Source organism: Streptomyces sp. NPDC015242, assembly GCF_043079125.1.
Lineage (GTDB): Bacteria > Actinomycetota > Actinomycetes > Streptomycetales > Streptomycetaceae > Streptomyces.
Genome location: NZ_JBIBUF010000011.1, coordinates 109,352 through 125,766, shown reverse-complemented (window position 1 = coordinate 125,766; position 16,415 = coordinate 109,352). Strand labels below are relative to the sequence as shown.

The 16,415-nt window shown below is 72.3% G+C and carries 16 protein-coding genes; 8 read left to right on the top strand and 8 right to left on the bottom strand.

Going from position 1 to position 16,415, the window contains the following annotated elements:
• Positions 1–121 precede the first annotated feature (121 nt).
• Together ACF07N_RS32005 and ACF07N_RS32000 are read left to right on the top strand one after the other, a co-directional pair.
• Positions 122–1,156, top strand: coding sequence for a phosphotransferase family protein (locus tag ACF07N_RS32005; RefSeq protein WP_392119758.1), 1,035 nt, complete (start codon positions 122–124; stop codon positions 1,154–1,156).
• 5 nt (positions 1,157–1,161) lie between these two features.
• Positions 1,162–2,376 carry an acyl-CoA dehydrogenase gene (locus ACF07N_RS32000; RefSeq protein ID WP_392119755.1) on the top strand — a complete coding sequence of 405 codons (1,215 nt, stop codon included), beginning with the start codon at positions 1,162–1,164 and terminating at the stop codon, positions 2,374–2,376.
• Positions 2,377–2,421: 45 nt separating this feature from the next.
• Here ACF07N_RS32000 and ACF07N_RS31995 read toward each other — a convergent pair whose 3' ends face one another.
• The 3 genes from ACF07N_RS31995 to ACF07N_RS31985 are packed head-to-tail and all read right to left on the bottom strand — an operon-like array spanning position 2,422 to position 5,478.
• Positions 2,422–3,015 carry a TetR/AcrR family transcriptional regulator gene (locus tag ACF07N_RS31995; RefSeq protein WP_392119752.1) on the bottom strand — a complete coding sequence of 198 codons (594 nt, stop codon included), beginning with the start codon at positions 3,013–3,015 and terminating at the stop codon, positions 2,422–2,424.
• A gap of 28 nt (positions 3,016–3,043) precedes the next feature.
• Positions 3,044–4,708: a class I adenylate-forming enzyme family protein gene (locus tag ACF07N_RS31990; protein ID WP_392119749.1), complete on the bottom strand. Its 1,665-nt coding sequence runs from the start codon at positions 4,706–4,708 to the stop codon at positions 3,044–3,046.
• Entirely contained in the window at positions 4,705–5,478 is a 774-nt protein-coding gene (locus tag ACF07N_RS31985) for an SDR family oxidoreductase (RefSeq protein ID WP_392119746.1), read from the bottom strand. The genes ACF07N_RS31990 and ACF07N_RS31985 overlap by 4 nt, the downstream gene beginning before the upstream one ends.
• 149 nt (positions 5,479–5,627) lie before the next feature.
• Between ACF07N_RS31985 and ACF07N_RS31980 the strand changes: the two genes are divergently transcribed.
• Positions 5,628–6,866, top strand: a complete 1,239-nt coding sequence (locus ACF07N_RS31980; RefSeq protein WP_392119743.1) for an exo-beta-N-acetylmuramidase NamZ domain-containing protein — start codon at positions 5,628–5,630, stop codon at positions 6,864–6,866.
• Positions 6,867–6,955: 89 nt separating this feature from the next.
• On the opposite strand, the gene ACF07N_RS31975 is transcribed toward ACF07N_RS31980, so the two are convergent.
• Positions 6,956–9,754: a penicillin acylase family protein gene (locus ACF07N_RS31975; protein WP_392119740.1), complete on the bottom strand. Its 2,799-nt coding sequence runs from the start codon at positions 9,752–9,754 to the stop codon at positions 6,956–6,958.
• A 265-nt stretch (positions 9,755–10,019) separates the two neighbouring features.
• On the opposite strand from ACF07N_RS31975, the gene ACF07N_RS31970 reads away from it, so the two are divergent.
• Both ACF07N_RS31970 and ACF07N_RS31965 read left to right on the top strand, forming a co-directional pair.
• Positions 10,020–10,622, top strand: a complete 603-nt coding sequence (locus tag ACF07N_RS31970; protein WP_392119738.1) for a hypothetical protein — start codon at positions 10,020–10,022, stop codon at positions 10,620–10,622.
• Positions 10,623–10,714: 92 nt separating this feature from the next.
• A complete protein-coding gene (locus ACF07N_RS31965; RefSeq protein WP_383333699.1) occupies positions 10,715–11,428 on the top strand; it encodes a 3-keto-5-aminohexanoate cleavage protein in 714 nt (237 codons plus the stop codon).
• Between the two features lie 241 nt (positions 11,429–11,669).
• On the opposite strand, the gene soxR is transcribed toward ACF07N_RS31965, so the two are convergent.
• Positions 11,670–12,152, bottom strand: a complete 483-nt coding sequence (gene soxR, locus ACF07N_RS31960; RefSeq protein WP_383333701.1) for a redox-sensitive transcriptional activator SoxR — start codon at positions 12,150–12,152, stop codon at positions 11,670–11,672.
• A 99-nt stretch (positions 12,153–12,251) separates the two neighbouring features.
• Between soxR and ACF07N_RS31955 the strand changes: the two genes are divergently transcribed.
• Positions 12,252–12,713, top strand: coding sequence for a MaoC family dehydratase (locus ACF07N_RS31955; RefSeq protein ID WP_383333703.1), 462 nt, complete (start codon positions 12,252–12,254; stop codon positions 12,711–12,713).
• Here ACF07N_RS31955 and ACF07N_RS31950 read toward each other — a convergent pair.
• From ACF07N_RS31950 to ACF07N_RS31940, 3 genes are all read right to left on the bottom strand, one after another.
• Complete coding sequence (locus ACF07N_RS31950) at positions 12,704–13,378, bottom strand: TetR family transcriptional regulator (protein ID WP_392119734.1); 675 nt, start codon at positions 13,376–13,378, stop codon at positions 12,704–12,706. The genes ACF07N_RS31955 and ACF07N_RS31950 overlap by 10 nt on opposite strands.
• Positions 13,379–13,461: 83 nt before the next feature.
• Entirely contained in the window at positions 13,462–13,713 is a 252-nt protein-coding gene (locus ACF07N_RS31945; RefSeq protein ID WP_392119731.1) for a YiaA/YiaB family inner membrane protein, read from the bottom strand.
• Positions 13,714–13,774: 61 nt separating this feature from the next.
• A complete protein-coding gene (locus tag ACF07N_RS31940; protein WP_383347371.1) occupies positions 13,775–14,926 on the bottom strand; it encodes an acyl-CoA dehydrogenase family protein in 1,152 nt (383 codons plus the stop codon).
• Between the two features lie 75 nt (positions 14,927–15,001).
• Between ACF07N_RS31940 and ACF07N_RS31935 the strand changes: the two genes are divergently transcribed.
• Positions 15,002–15,643 (top strand): TetR/AcrR family transcriptional regulator, encoded by a 642-nt coding sequence (locus tag ACF07N_RS31935; RefSeq protein WP_383333709.1) that lies wholly within the window; start codon positions 15,002–15,004, stop codon positions 15,641–15,643.
• A 61-nt stretch (positions 15,644–15,704) separates the two neighbouring features.
• Positions 15,705–16,415 carry an ArsR/SmtB family transcription factor gene (locus ACF07N_RS31930; RefSeq protein WP_392119728.1) on the top strand — a complete coding sequence of 237 codons (711 nt, stop codon included), beginning with the start codon at positions 15,705–15,707 and terminating at the stop codon, positions 16,413–16,415.

Sequence of the window (16,415 nt, the reverse complement as noted above, 5' to 3'; positions counted from 1 at the left end):
CCGCGGGCCGGGGGCGGCGGCCTATCGTGGCTCCGATCACGTTTCGGCCCCGCTCTGGACGACATACCGACCGGTCGGCATCATGAGTCGGGAACTGTTCACCTGCCCGTAGGAGCCACGCATGAGCCCCGACCACCCGCCCGGACTGGATCTCGACCGGCTGCGCGGCCTGCTCGACCGGGAGCGGCCCGGACTGGTCAACGGCCCGCTGTCCGGCCGGCTGATCGAGGGCGGACGGTCGAACCTCACCTACGCGGTCTCCGACGGTACCGAGCGCTGGGTCGTGCGGCGGCCGCCGCTCGGCCACGTCCTGGCCACCGCGCACGACATGAGGCGCGAGCACCGGGTGATCAGCGCGCTGCACCCGACCGCCGTGCCGGTGCCGCGTCCGGTGCTGCTGTGCGAGGACGAGGAGGTGCTCGGCGCGCCGTTCTACGTCATGGAGTTCGTCGAGGGCACGCCCTACCGCACCGCCGACCAGCTGCTGCCGCTCGGTGCGGAGCGGACCAGGGGCGCGGTGCTGAACCTGGTCGACACGCTGGTGGAGCTGCACGCGGTCGACCCGGGCGAGGTGGGTCTCGCGGACTTCGGGCGGCCCGAGGGCTTCCTCGACCGGCAGCTGCGGCGCTGGGGCAAGCAGCTCGACGCCTCCCGCAACCGCGACCTGGAGGGCATCGACGAGCTGCACGCCGCGCTCGGGCGCGAGCTGCCCGACTCCCCCGCCCCGGCCGTGGTGCACGGCGACTACCGGCTCGACAACGTGCTGATCGGCGAGGACGACTCGATCCGGGCCATCCTCGACTGGGAGATGTCGACGCTGGGCGATCCGCTCACCGACCTCGGTCTGCTGGTGATGTACAGCATGCCGCTCGCCATGCCGGGGTCGCCCGTCTCCACCACCGCCGAGGCGCCCGGCCACCCGGCGCCGTCCGAACTGATCGAGCGGTACGCCGCGCGCTCGGGGCGCGACGTCTCCGCGGTGTCCTGGTACACGGCGTTCGCCTGGTTCAAGCTCGCCGTGATCCTGGAGGGCATCCACTACCGCTACACGCTCGGCCAGACGGTCGGGCGCGGCTTCGACCGCATCGGCGACCTCGTGCCCGTCTTCGTCCGGCACGGACTGACCACGCTCAACGAAGGCCTCCAGGAGGGCTGATCCACATGGACTTCGCTTTCGACGCGCGCACCGAAGAGCTGCGCGCCAAGCTCCTCGCCTTCATGGACGAGCACGTCTTCCCGGCCGAGGCCGTCGCGCACGAGCAGCGCGAGCGGCTCGCCTCCCCGTGGGAGACCGTGCCCGTGGTGGAGGAGCTGAAGGCCGAGGCCCGCAGGCAGGGACTGTGGAACCTGTTCCTGCCGGACTCCGAGTACGGTGCCGGGCTGACCAACCTGCAGTACGCGCCGCTGGCCGAGATCATGGGCCGCTCGCCGCAGCTGGCGCCGACGGTGACGAACTGCGCGGCACCCGACACCGGCAACATGGAGGTGCTCACCCAGTTCGGTGACGAGCAGCAGCGCAAGCAGTGGCTGGAGCCGCTGCTGGCCGGTGAGATCCGCTCGGCGTTCGCGATGACCGAGCCGGACGTGGCCTCCTCCGACGCCACGAACATCACGACCCACATCGAGCGGGACGGCGACGAGTACGTCATCACCGGCCGCAAGTGGTACATCTCCGGGGCCATGCACCCCGACTGCAAGATCTTCATCGTGATGGGCAAGACCGACCCGGACGGGGAGGACATCCGGCGCCAGCAGTCCATGGTGCTGGTGCCGCGCGACACCCCGGGCGTCACGATCACGCGCGCGATGCAGGTGTTCGGGTACGAGGACCACTACCACGGCGGGCACGCCGAGGTGATCTTCGACCACGCGCGCGTGCCGGTGTCGAACCTGATCGGTGAGGAGGGCGGCGGCTTCGCCATCGCCCAGGCGCGACTCGGGCCCGGCCGCATCCACCACTGCATGCGGCTGATCGGCATGGCGGAACGGGCGATCGAGCTGATGTGCCGGCGGGCGGTGTCCCGGAACGCCTTCGGCAAGGCGCTGGCCCAGCAGGGTGTGGTGCACAACTGGATCGCCGACGCGCGCGTGACGGTGGAGCAGCTGCGGCTGCTGGTGCTGAAGACGGCCTGGCTGATGGACACGGTGGGCAACCGCGGGGCGCACACCGAGATCCAGGCCATCAAGATCGCGACGCCGCGCGCGGTGGTGGACATCCTCGACCGGGCGATCCAGCTGCACGGGGCGGGTGGCGTGAGCCAGGACTTCCCGCTGGCGGAGCTGTACGCCGGGGCGCGGACGCTGATGATCGCGGACGGTCCTGACGAGGTGCACCAGCGGTCGCTGGCCCGGCGGGAGCTGAAGCGGTACCTGTGAGGCTGCCGGGGTTCGGGGGCGGGCCCCTGAACCCCGGCCGGCGCCTTACGGGCGCAGGGCGCGCAGCAGCAGGTCGGCCAGGTGGTCGGCGACCTCCTGGGGGCCGAGCGGCCCGTCCGGGCGGTACCACGTCGACAGGTGGTGGACCGACCCGAAGTGGTAGTCCACGACCAGGTCCGCCGGGGTCGCCCGGGAGAAGACGCCCGCCTCCTGGCCCTCCTCGATCAGCGCGCGGAAGCGCTCGTGGTAGCGCCGCCGCTCCGCCCGCACCTGCTTGTTCTTCTCCGGGCTCAGATGGTGCATCGACCGCCAGAAGATCGACGCGTCGTCGAGGTTGTCGATCGTGGTCACCACGACGTCCGCCGCCGCGGCCCGCAGCCGCTTCTCGACCGGCTCGTCCGCGCCCGCCACCGCGTCGAGACGCTCCTGCTGGATGCGCAGCACGCGCGCGTACACCTCGTGCAGCAGGTCGTCCTTGGAGCCGAAGTAGTGGTACAGCGCCCCTTTGGTGACACCGGCCGCCTCGACGATCTCCTGCACCGAGGTGCGGTCGTAGCCCTGCTCGGCGAAGAGCCGGGTGGCGGCGGCCAGGAGCCGCTGAGGGACGGGAGTGCCGTCCGGGTCCGTGGTCCTGGGCACTGCCGCCACCTGCCTTTCCGTACTGCTGTCAGTTGTCGTGCGTCCGGGAACGGAGTTCCCGACGGAGGATCTTCCCACTGGCCGTCTTCGGCAAGTCCGGCAGGATCTCCACCTGGCGCGGGTACTTGTAGGCGGCCAGTCTCTCCTTGCAGTGGGCGGCGAGCGCATCCGGGTCCGCCTCGGCGCCCGGGCGGAGGCTGATGTACGCCTTGACGGTCTCCCCGCGGTACCCGTCGGGCACGCCCACCACGGCGGCTTCGCGCACCGCCGGGTGCGTGTAGAGGACGTCCTCGACCTCGCGCGGCCACACCTTGAAGCCGGACGCGTTGATCATGTCCTTCTTGCGGTCGACGACGTACAGCCAGCCCTGCTCGTCCATGAAGCCGATGTCGCCGGTGCGCAGCTCGGCACCGGGGAAGGTCTCGGCGGTGGCGTCGGGGCGGCGCCAGTAGCCGGGTACGACCTGGGGGCCGCTCACGACGATCTCGCCCTGCTCGCCGAAGGGCACCTCGCCACCGGTCTCGTCGACGATCCGGACGACCGTGTCCGGGCCGGGCAGGCCCACCGCGAGCGTCCCGGAGACCGGGTCGACCGGTGCCTCAAGACCGGGCGGCACGGAGGCGCAGGGCGCCGTGCACTCGGTCAGTCCGTAGCCGTTGCGGATGTACGGGCCGAAGCCCGCCCGGAACTTCTCCACCAGCGCCGGGGGCAGCGGGGCACCGCCGGAGGAGATCACCCGGAAGGAGGAGAAGTGGTCCCGGGTGACGCCGGGGTGCGCGGCCAGGGCCATGAAGGCCGTGGACGGGCCGACGGTGTAGTGCGGCCGGTGCTCGGCGAGGGCGTCGAGCACCACACCGGCCTCGAAGCGGTAGGCCAGCACGAGCGTGCCCCCGCTGTTCAGGCAGGCGCCGAACTGGCAGACCATGCCGGTGATGTGGAACAGCGGCGCCAGCGCGAAGTACACGGGCCGCTCGGGCAGGCCGAGGCCGGTCCGCTGCCGCTCGGCGTTGTACATGATGTTGCCGTGCGTGTTGGTGGCGCCCTTGGGCGTGCCGCTGGTGCCCGAGGTGTAGCTGATCAGCGCGATGCCGTCCGGTTCTGGGTCCCGGCCCTCGGGCGCCCGGTGCCCGGCTCGCGCCACGGCCACCAGGTCGTCCGCGTCGGGCGCCTGCGGCAGTCGCTCGAAGGTCAGCACGCGCGTGTCGCCCCGGGTCTGGAAGTCCAGCTCGCAGCCGGTGAGCACGATCCGCACCGGCGAGCCGGCCGCCGTCTCGCGCAGATACGACTCCCAGGCCCGGTCCGAGCAGATCAGCGCGGCGACCTCGCCGTCGCGCAGGACGTGCGCCACCTCGCCCGACTTGTACATCGGGTTGACGGGCACGACGACCGCGCCCGCCTTCCAGGCACCGAGCACGGCGAGCACGAAGTGCGGGGAGTTCTGCAGCAGCACCGCGACCCGGTCGCCGCGCTCCAGACCGCGGGCGGCCAGGTGCCCGGCGACGGAGTCACTGAGCTCGTCGGCCTCGCGGTAGGTGAGCCGGCCGTCGAAGTAGGCGAGGAAGTCGCCGTCCGGCGTCTCGGCCGCCGCCCGGCGCAGGGCGTGCACCAGGGAGCGGTCGGGGTCGACCGGGGCCTTCTGGGCGTCCGTCAGCAGGGCGAGCCAGGGCTTGGCGGCGTAGCGGGAACCGGTCACCGGGCGGCCTCCCACTGCTGCTGGATGCGGTTCATGCCGGACAGCCACCGGTCGGGAGCGCCGGCCCGGGCCTGGTAGTACCCGGCGACCTCGGGGTGCGGCAGGATCAGGAAGCGGTCCTCCTCGATGCCCTCGAACAGGGCGTCCGCGACATCCTCCGGCTCGATCGCGGTCGGCTGGAGCACCAGGTCGCCCGCGCTGCCGGTCGCGGCCAGCATGTCGGTGCGCACACCCTGCGGGCAGATCGCGTGCACCTTCACACCCTGGTGCCGGTAGGTCAGCGACAGCCACTCGGCGAAGGCCAGCGCGCCGTGCTTGGTGACGGCGTAGGGGGCCGCCCCGATCATGGTGAGCAGTCCGGCGGCGGACACGGTGGAGACGAACCGCCCGCTGCCGCGCTCCAGCCAGCCGGGCAGCAGGGCGTGGGCGGCCCGGACGTGCGCCATGACGTTCACGTCCCAGGAGGCGGCCCAGGCCGTCTCGTCCAGCGGCCCGTCCGCGCTTCCGCCGCCGAAGGCGACTCCGGCGTTGGCGCAGTAGACGTCGACGGTCCCGTCCAGTGCGTCCCGGGCGTCGGCGACGATCCCCGAGGCGTCGCCGGCGACGGCGATCCCGCCGATCTCCTCCGCGACGCGCTTGGCGCGCTCCGCGTCCAGGTCGTTGACGACGACCCGGGCCCCTTCGGCGGCGAACCGCCGGGCGAGCGCGGCTCCGATCCCGCCCCCGGCCCCCGTGACAACGACGCCCGACCCCTGAAAGGCTCCCACCATCGGTCTCCTCAAGACGCGGCTCAGCAACAGCCCCAGACTAACCGGTCGGTATGTTTGAAGGAAGGGGCTGGAGCAGCACCCTAGGGGCGCGAGGAACTGCGCGACCAGCCACGACGAACCGGCATCAAACGGATCACGGAGGCCCCTTCATGCGCCCTTCCAGACGAGCCGTCCTCACGGCAGCCGCCACGGCCGCCGCCTCGGCAGCGCCCACCGCCGCCGCCGCGGCCCCGCCCCGCCACCGGCTCCGCACCGGCTTCGAACGGCTCGCCCGTGACGGGTACGCCCTGCTGGAGGGCCGGAAGGTCGGCATCGTCACCAACCCCACCGGCATCACCCGCGACGTCCGCCACGTCGTGGACGTCATGCACGCGGACGACCGCGTCGGCCTCACCGCCGTCTTCGGCCCCGAGCACGGTTTCCGCGGCACCGCGCAGGCCGGCGGCTCCGAGGGCCGCCACGACGACCCGGCCACCGGTCTGCCCGTGTACGACACCTACCTCAAGAGCGGCCGCCCGCTCGCGGACATCTTCACCGCCTCCGGCGTCGACACGGTCGTCTTCGACATCCAGGACGTCGGCGCCCGCTTCTACACGTACATCTGGACCCTCTACGACTGCATGGAGGCGGCGCGGCTCGCGGGCAAGCGGTTCGTGGTCCTGGACCGGCCCAACCCGGTGACCGGCCGGGCGGCCCTCGGGCCCGTGCTGCACCGGGAGTTCGCGACGTTCGTCGGACGGCAGCCGATCTCCCAGGCGCACGGCATGACCGTCGCGGAGCTGGCGCTGCTGTTCAACGGGGAGTTCCTGAGCGAGCCGGTGCCGCTGGAGACCGTGACCATGTCGGGCTGGAGGCGCTCGGAGTTCTACGACGCCTCCGGGCTGCCCTGGGTGCCGCCGAGCCCGAACATGCCGACCCCGGAGACGGCCCTGGTGTACGCCGGGACGTGTCTGTTCGAGGGCACCAACCTGTCGGAGGGGCGCGGCACCACGCGGCCGTTCGAACTGCTCGGCGCGGAGGGTATCGACCGGCGCTGGGCGGCCGCGGCGAACGAACTCGCCCTGCCCGGGGTCCGGTTCAGGGAGACCTACTTCGCGCCCACCTTCTCGAAGTTCCAGGGGAAGACCGTCGGCGGGGTGCAGCTCCATGTGCACGACCGGGCCGCCTTCGACCCCGTGCGCACGGGGATCGGGCTGCTGGTAACCGCCCGGCGGGTCTGGAGCGGCTTCGCCTGGCGCCCGGACCACTGGATCGACAAACTCACCGGCAGCGCGCGCGTGCGCACGATGATCGACGCGGGCGCGGACACCGACGAGGTGGTGGCCGGCTGGCAGGAGGAACTCGCGGCGTTCCGAGGGATCCGCAGGAAGTACCTCCTCTACCGCTGAGCCGGCGCACCGGCCCCTGCCTCCGGCCCGGTTCCGGCGGCGGGTCGCGTCCGAGGACCCGCCGCCGGAGCGTGCGTCGCCCCGGGTGCCTAACGGTGCGAGGTGAACTCCACGACCTGCTGGTAGGTCGGCCGGTTCTGCCAGCTGATCGGGCCGTGCTTGATGCCGCCCAGCGTGCGGTGGTTGATCGAGTCGGCGCACCACTGGTCGCCCGCCGCGCACACGTCGTCGCCGGGGTAGACCTGCGCCATGGTCTTGCCCGCGGCCTCCTTCAAGGTGGCGAGGAGGGCGTCACGGCAGGCGCCGAGACTGCCGTCGCCGCAGTAGGCGCGCGCCAGCGGCCCCTTCACCGGTTCGCCGAGGACGGCCCGCAGGTCCTTGTCGACGTAGCTCCACCAGCCGTACTGGAAGGAGCTCCCGGCGTGCGAGCCGGTCGGGCCGTGCGCGGCCGACGGGGACTCGTCGACGGGCAGGTTGGCGGTCATGGCCCGGTACAGCTCGCTGCCGAGGCCCGGTTCGAATGCGGCCTTCACCAGCAGCGGCCACCAGGCGTCCAGGATGCGGATCGCGTCGGCGTCGGCGTACTTCCCGGAGCCGGCGGCGGTCTCGGTGCGCTTGCCCCCGGCGGTGAGCCAGGCCTGGAGCCTGCTCACGGCGGCCGCGGCGGCGGGGTCGGTGACCGGCGCACCGGTGACGACCTTCAGCAGCCTGGGCAGGACGTCCTCCGCCCGCAGGTCGGCGAGCCCGGCGTCCGCCATCGCCTTCACCAGTGAGGCCCGGGTGACCCCGCCCTGCTGGACCAGTTTCCTCACCCGGTCCTCCAGGAGGTTGCCGCGGTGGACGGCGCCGTTGCCCCAGGGGGCGGTCGTGTACTCCCGGGCCTGCTTGTTGTTCCAGGAGACGTAGTAGTCCTGGTCGACGGAGTGGGGGTGCGCGGAGGGCGGGGTGTAGTCGGCGGTGTTGGTCGCCGGGTCCCAGCCGCGCCACTCGTACGCGGGCCGGGCCCATACCGGGAACTCGGCGTCGACCCCGGCCGCGCGGACCGGGTTGTCGCCGCTGTTGTAGTACGCGGTGTGCTCGGAGTCGGCGTAGAACCAGTTGAAGGTGTAGTTGATGTGCTGCACCGCCTTCTGGAAGTCCTCCGGGCCCTTCACGTATCCGGGGTCGTTCAGCATCTGGAAGCCGATGATGGAGTCGGCCTCGTGCAGGAAGGACGAGCGCAGGGTCGTGTAGGCGACCTTCTTGCCGCCGACCGTGGCGCGGTACTCCACCGGCCCGTACTTCGTGCGCCACACGCGCATCGTGTACGAGCCGGCCGCGGTGCCGTCCGCGACCGTGGGCTTCCAGGCGTTCTTCTGCTCGACCTTCTCCATCGGCGTGCAGGTGCCGCGGTGGAGGTAGTGGTGGTCGTCCTGGCACAGTTCGACGGCGTAGGTGTCGATGATGTCCTGGCCCGAGGTGGTGGCGCTCCACGCGTAGTCCTGGCCGCGGCCGAGTTCGACGTAGAAGCTCAGGCCGGCGAAGGAGGCGCCGCGGGCACTGATGCCCGGGCCCTGGATCTCCTGGAGCAGCAGCAACTGCGGTGCGAAGTAGCCGGTCTGGGGGCCGAACACGGCCACGGGGTGGCCGCCGGCGGTGTGCCTGCCGCTGACGACGAGGGCGTTGGACATGCCGCGCTTCGCGGACGACAGGGCCGTCTTGGCCGCCGCGCCGGACGCGCCGGTGGCGGCGGGCGTCGCGGCGCTGCCGGTGCGGTCGTACACCAGCGGCTCCGCGCGCACCGAACCGGCGTCGGGCAGCGCCGTGCCCTGCGGGGATTCCGGCCTGGTGGCGTAGGGGAAGCTGCCCGTCCGCTGGGTCAGGACGGCCTCCGGGTCGTCGCGCATGCGGAAGGACTCCCACACCCGGGTGCCCTCGGCCACGCCGTACCTCTCCTGGGCGGCCAGGAGGGAGATGGCGTTGTCGACCTCGCCGCCCCCGCCGGAGCCGAACAGGGCACCGATGACCGAGGCGAGCGCCACCAGGTCGGTGATCCTGAAGTGCTCTATCTTCCCGGCGTTGGTGATTGAGTCCTTGTGGCCGGTGAGCACGTATTCACCGGGGAAGTAGCGGCCGCTGTCGGAGGCGTCGATGTAGGCGTTGATGCCGTCGAGGTAGGCCCTGGCGTCGGCGAGGGCCTGCCGGCCGCGTTCGCCGTTCGTGGCCACGGCGTTGTCGATCTGCGCCTGCAGATCGGCCTCGGTGTAGGGGGCGTGCCGCCAGAACTGCTGCTCCAGCCCCTGGTTGGAGGGCGCGCCGCCGGCGAAGGAGGTCAGCTGTCCCCGCCCGACGTGCCGGAAGACGTCCATCAGCCACAGCCGGTCCTGGGCCGCCGCCCAGCCGGCGCCGAACTCCGTGCCGTACCGGGTGGTGCCGGTGATGTGCGGCACACCGGTCTTTTTGTCCCGGACGATCGTCACGTCACCGCGCCCCGCGGGCTTGACCGTGGAGGCGACCTGGTCCGCCGGGACCCCGAAGGAGGCGTCGTGGAAGAAGGTGTTGATCTTCTCGTTGGTGAGGCCGGGGTAGCCCTTGGCGAGGTCGTTGTAGGGCTTGAGCTGGTCCTCGGCGTGTTCGGGCTGGGTGCCGAAGGCCTGGTTGAGGAGGATCTGGGCGAGCGTGGCGTTGCCGTTCTGGCCGGGCGGGAGGATGTCCGAACACTGTTTCCCGCAGTGGTCGTTCGCGGCCGCCGTGGCCTGCGCTTTCGCCGTCCCGGCGGCCGCCGCCGGGGCCAGGGGCGACAAAAGGCCGGCGATCAGGGCGCATACGGATGCGGTCTTCAGGAACCCGGGGATTCCGCGGGGAGTTCTCAGTCTGTCGAGGACGGTGCGTGGGTGACGCCGTGCCATGGGGACTCCTCCCGACGTGGGGTGGGCGGGATGTTACCGCCGGTATCCCCGCCGTTGAAGGTGAACAAGCGTCACTTTCGGAAGACAGCACAACAGGCACAGGGATCACGGCAGTCGACAGGCGGTCCCCGTCGGACGGCTTATGGAGGCCATTTGAAATCGGATGGAGCCGATTCGCTTGTCGATACGTCTATTCGGCGACGTCCTTACGACGACGCCGAAGTGACCGGATGTACAGGTGCAGGTGTGACGGAGGTGCAGGACGATGGCCGGTTTCCGGAGTCTGGCGAGACAGGTCCGCGATCCGCGGTGCGATCTGGCCTTGCGGCGGTATTCGCTGCGCAAGTGCCTTGAGAGGTTCGCTCCTTACGGACACAGGGCGACCTGGGACCATCTGTGCTCGAGGGCCGGGTTCGGTCCCGAGGACCGCTCCCCCGATCCGGCGCGGCTCGTGGCCGCACTGGACGAACTGGAGGAGGCGCGGGCGGTCTGGCTCGCCTACGAGGTCGAGTTCGCCGAGCGCCGCAGGAAGGAGAAGCACGACGGGCTGCGCAGGCCCGGGAGTGTGGACGACTGGCACCGGCTGACCTGGGGCGGTTTCGGCGTGGCGTGGTGCGACGATCCGGCGGTCCATCCCCGTGAACCGCTGGCCGTGGTGCTGCGCCGGCTGATCGCCGCCCTGGAGCGCGAGCCGGGGTCGAACTGCCCCGTCTGCGACGGGGATCGACTCGCCTGGAGGTACGACCTGGATCACGAGCCCTCGGCGGGTCCGGTCTGCGCGGACTGCGGGATCCTGGTGCCGCGTCCCGTGCTCACGCCCGAAGCCCTGGCGGACGCCAGGCGGGCGAGGCTGCTGGTGTCGGCTTGACGGACGTGCCGGCTTGACGGACGCGGGTGCGCGGGGGGTGCGCCGGGGATGCCGCACCCCCACTGTCGGTGGGAGCTGGCACCATCGTCCCCATGGTGCAGGTGTGTCTGAACGGGCAGCGGACGGCCGCTGACGGTACGGCGGTGCCGCTGACGCCGGAGGCGATGGCCGCCTCCGCCGCGGCCGCCTTCGCGGCCGGGGCCACGGACGTCCACGTCCATCCTAAGACGCCGTGCGGGCGGGACACGCTCTCGCCGCGGGTACTGGCGGAGACGCTGACGGCGATCCGCTCGCGCGTGCCGGTGCCGGTGGGCGTGACCACCGGGGCGTGGGCCGAACCGGACCCCGCGGCACGGCTCGACCGCATACGTGGCTGGACGGTCCTGCCCGACCACGCCTCGGTCAACTGGCACGAGCCCGGGGCGGAGGAGATCGCCGCCGCGCTGCTCGGCCTCGGTGTCGGTGTGGAGGCGGGCATCTGGTCCGGCACGGACGGGGCACGGCGGTTCGCGTCCTCACCGCTCGGGCCGAAGGTGCTGCGGGTTCTCGCCGAGGTGACGGACACGGACCCTTCGACGGCGGTGGTGTCCGCCCGGGAGTTGCTGTCCGGACTGGGTTCCGCGCACGGCCGGCCCGTGCTGCTGCACGGGGAGGACGGGGGCGCCTGGCCGGTGCTGCGTCTGGCGGGTGAGCTGGGGCTGGCGACGCGGGTGGGGCTGGAGGACGTCCTGGTCCTGCCGGACGGCCGGCCGGCGCGGTCCAACGCGGAGTTGGTGGCGGCGGGGTTGGTGGAGTACGGCCGTTGACAGGGCGCGGCGTCGCTGCCGGGGCCGGGACGTTGCGCGACCCGGCGGAACGGGGCGCGGCCTGCGCGCCCGGGGCGTAAGCGGGGACGCGCCGCCACCCGCCGGACGGCGCGAGGGGCCGTGCCGGGGGGTGTACGCCCGCAGCGGTCGGCGCGTCGGCGGACAGTCAGTCGGCACGCGACCCCATCGCGCCGTTCCGAGGACGGACATCCCCGGCGCGGCCCCGCCCCACCCCCGCCGCCTAGGCGCCCCGCGCACCCCCGCCACCGTTGCGCTCCACCATCAGCCGCGACCCCGCCCGGCGTTCACCGAAGACGTCGCCCGGGTTGGACAGGACGCACGTGTCGAGGGACAGGCAGCCGCAGCCGATGCAGTCGGTGAGGTGGTCCCGGAGGCGGTTCAGCTGATGGATGCGTTCGTCCAGCTCCGAGCGCCAGGCCTCGGACAGCCGCGCCCAGTCCTCCCGGGTCGGCGTCCGCTCCTCCGGCAACTCCGCCAGCGCCTCGCGGATCGTCGCCAGCGGGATCCCGACCCGCTGCGCGGCCCTGATGAAGGCGACCCGCCGCAGCGTGTCACGCGAGTACCGACGCTGATTGCCCGCCGTCCGCCGGCTGCTGATCAGCCCCTTGGACTCGTAGAAGTGCAGAGCGGACACCGCCGCCCCGCTGCGCGCCGACAGCTGCCCGACCGTGAGCTCGTGGATCTTCTCTGGAATCTGAGGCACCCCTCGAACCCTACCCAGTCCGTTGACACAGCCTCCACGGGCGACCATGCTAAGCAGTCGCTTAGAGAAGAAGCTCCCCGCACGAGAGGTTCGGAAGACATGGCACAGCCGAGGATCTTCACGTCCGTCGACGACCTGAAGTCGGCGGTCGGCGAACAGCTGGGGTACACCGACTGGCTCGACATCGACCAGAAGCGGATCGACCTCTTCGCGGAGGCCACCGGTGACCACCAGTGGATCCACGTCGACCCGGAGAAGGCCGCCGCCGGCCCCTTCGGCACGACCATCGCGCACGGCTATCTGACCCTGTCGCTGCTCCCCCTCTTCGGCCCTCAGCTGATCTCCGTCGAGGGTGTGAAGATGGGCGTCAACTACGGCACCAACAAGGTCCGTTTCCCCGCCCCCGTGCCCGTCGGCTCCCGCCTGCGCGCCACCGCGACGATCACCGGCGTCGACGAGGTCCCGGGCGGCGTCCAGGTGACGATCGCCTTCACCGTGGAACGCGACGGCGGCGACAAGCCCGTGTGCGTCGCCGAGTCCGTCTCGCGCTACTACGTCTGAGGCTCCGCCGGCGCGGCGGACGCGGACGACGCGGCCCCGGCACCCGCCGCACCCACCATCCGCAGCACCAGGTCGGCGTAGAGCGCGCCGACCTCCTCCGGCGTCCGCGGACCGTCCAGGCTGAACCACCGTGCGACGTCGATGCACAGCGACAGCACCGCCAGCGTGGTCCCGTGCACGTCGATGACGTCGAACTCGCCCGAGCGCGCGCCCTCCTCGATGATCCCGCGCACCTCCGCGTCGACCTGGCGCCGCAGCGCGAGGATCTCGGCGCGGGCGTCGGGCCCGAGCGAGTCGAGTTCGTACTGCACCACCCGCGCGGTGGTCCGCCCGCCGGCGTGCCAGCGCACGAAGGAGCTGACCGCGTCGGCGAGCCGCTCGGTGGGGCTGCCCTCGCGGCGGGACGCCGTCCGCAGGATCTCCAGGGCCTTCTCGTGCCCGATCCTGCTGATGCGGTGGAGCAGCTCCTCCTTGGTCTTGTAGTGGATGTAGAGCGCCGCCGGGCTCATCCCGGCCCGGCCCGCGATGTCACGGGTCGTCGTGGCGTGGTAGCCGCGCTCGGCGAAGGCCTCCACCGCGGCGATCAGCAACCGCCGCGCCGCGTCGGGCGTGACCTCGCCCCACGCCTGCGCCTCGCCGCCGGCCGTCTCCTCCGCCGTACTCATCACTCGCCCCTCTCCACTGACAGGGGCACCACCATACCGCCGAAGGTGAGCGAGCGCTTAGCGCAGCCGCCGCGCGGTGCTCCTCAGGGCTTCTCGAAGGGGGTGTACGGGGAGGCCGGGGCGGTTGCCTCCTGGCGGTCCCGGATCACCTTGGCGAGGGTGAAGGAGGAGGTGACGAGGTACAGGACGGCGATGGCGAGGAAGCCCCGCACCCAGGCGTCGGCGCTCAGCTGGTAGATGCCGATCGCGGTGGCCGCCATGGCGACGGCGAAGGAGGCGACGGCCTGGCCGTAGAAGGCGGCCGTGTTCTGCTGCTTGCCCGGTGTGTCACTCATGGGCGACAGCTTCGGCCCGGCAAGGCCCGCCCGGCATCCGTCGACGTACTCAGGCGGCTACTCAGAACGCCGAGACGCCCGTCAGTGCCCGGCCGATCACCAGCTTCTGGATCTGGCTCGTGCCCTCGTAGAGGGTCATCACCCGGGCGTCCCGCAGCAGCTTGCCCGCCGGGTACTCGTCGATGTAGCCGTAGCCGCCGAAGACCTGGAGCGCGTTGTTGGCGGCGCGGACGGCCGCCTCCGAGGCGAACAGCTTGGCCTTGGAGGACTCGACGGCGAACGGCCGCCCCCGGTCGATCAGGTCGGCGACCCGCCAGGTCAGCAGCCGCGCGGCGTCGACGTCCACGGCGATGTCGCTGATCAGCTCCTGCACCAGCTGGTGGCGGGCGATGGTCTTGCCGAACTGCTCGCGCTCCCCCGCGTAGCGCACCGCCGCGTCCAGGGCGGCCTGGGCTATGCCGACACAGCCCGCGGCCACCGACATCCGCCCCTTGGCCAGGGCCGACATGGCGATCGAGAAGCCCTTGCCCTCCGGTCCGAGCAGTGCGGAGGCCGGCACGCGCACGCCCTCCAGGACGAGTTCGGCGGTCGCCTGGCCGCGCAGCCCGAGCTTGCCGTGGACGGTGCGGCGGGTCAGGCCGGGTGTGTCGGCCGGGACGAGGAAGGCGGAGACGCCCTTGTGCCCGGGGGCGTCCGTGGAGCGGGCGAAGAGCAGGACGACGTCGGCCCAGGTGCCGTTGGTGATGAACATCTTGGTGCCGTCGATGACGTACTCGTCGCCGTCCCGCACCGCCCGCGTGACGAGGTTGCCCGCGTCGGAGCCCGTGCCCGGCTCGGTCAGGCCGAAGCAGCCCACCGACGCGCCGGAGGTCAGCCCCGGCAGCCACCGCCGCTTCTGCTCCTCGCTGCCCCAGGCGGCGATCGTCTTGGCGACCAGGCCCAGCGAGACGGAGACGATGCCGCGCACGGAGGAGTCACCCCGGCCGAGTTCCTCGGTGACCAGGCAGTACGCGAGGTGGTCGCCGCCGGAGCCGCCGTACTCCTCGTCGATGGTCAGCCCCAGGAAGCCGACCTCGCCGAGCTTCTTCACGATCGACCGGTCGACCTCCTCGGCGCGGTCCCACGCGACAGCGTGCGGGGCGATCTCACGCGCCACGAAGTCCCGGGCGAGCTGCCGCACGGCGGTCTGCTCCTCGCTGAGCTCCAGGTTCACCACACGCCACCCCTTGAAGGCCGGACCTTTAAATTAGCACTGCTAGTTTCTTTCGGCAGCCCTACTATGTGCGCCATGGCCCGACCGCGCAAGCCCTTGCTCAGCACCGACCGGATCGTCGAGGCGGCCCGCGCGCTCGTGGACGCGGAGGGCCTCGCGGCCGTCTCCACCCGCCGGCTCGCCGCCGAACTGGGGGTCAGCGGCCCCTCGCTCTACAACCACTTCCGCACCAAGGACGAGATCCTGGAGGCGGTCGCCGACTCGGTGAGCGGCCAGGTGGACCTGTCGATGTTCGGGGACGGCCGGGACTGGCGGACCGCGCTGCACGACTGGGCCGTCTCCTACCGGGCCGCCCTGCGCGACCACCCGAACATCGTCCCGGTGCTGGCCCGCGGTCCCGGCAGGCGCCCGGCGGGACTGCGCCTCGCGGACGCCGTGTACGGCGCCATGGTGGAGGCGGGCTGGCCCCCGGCGCAGGCCACGTCCATCGGCGCGCTGATGCGCTACTTCGTGATGGGCTCCGCGCTGGGCTCGTTCGCCGGGGGCTTCGTGGACGACGCGAGCGCCTACGACCCGGCCGACTACCCGCACCTGCAACAGGCCCACCTCCTCGCCGAGCAGCAGGAGAAGATCGACGAGCGGGCGTTCGAGACCGGTCTGACGGCCCTGCTGGACGGGCTGGCGCGGCAGTATGAGCAGGTGCGGCGGACCCCGTGAGGCCGCCGCCCGGGCAGACACTTCGGCGACGGCCGAAGCGTCCGTGTCCCATGCTGGGGACATGACGACGAGGGATCCGCGGGCCGCCGGGCTGGCCCGGCTCACCGCGCTGCTCGCCGACGAGACGCGGGCCACGTGCCTGCTCGCGCTGCTCGACGGGCGGGCCTGGACGGCGGGCGAGCTGGCGCGGCACGCCGGTGTCGCCCCGTCCACGCTGAGCGAGCACCTGAGCCGGCTCGTGGCGGGCGGACTGCTCGCCGAGGAGCGGCAGGGCCGGCACCGGTACGTCCGGCTGGCCGGCACGCGGGTCGCGCAGCTGGTCGAGGACCTTGCCGCCCAGGTCGCGCCGGACCGGGCCGCACGGCCGCGGAACCTGCGGGAGTCGACCGCCGGTGCGGCGATGGCCCGGGGCCGCACCTGCTACGACCATCTCGCGGGGCGGCTCGGCATCGTCGTCACCGACGCGTTGACCGCCCGCGGGCTGCTCGTGCGGGAGACCGGGTTCGCGCTCACCGACGCCGGGGTGTCCTGGTTCGGGACGGCCGGGATCGGCCTCGGCCGGCGGGGGCGGCGGCCGCTGGCCCGGGCCTGTCTCGACTGGACCGAACGCCGGCCGCATCTCGCGGGCGTCGCGGGCGCGGCCCTGTGCCGGCACGCGCTGGAGGCGGGGTGGTGCGTGCGCATCGGCTCCGGCCGGGCGGTGAAGGTGACGGCGGCCGGTGAACGGGCCCTGTCCGGCCTGCTGGGCATCGAGGCCGCCGCGCTGCGCTGA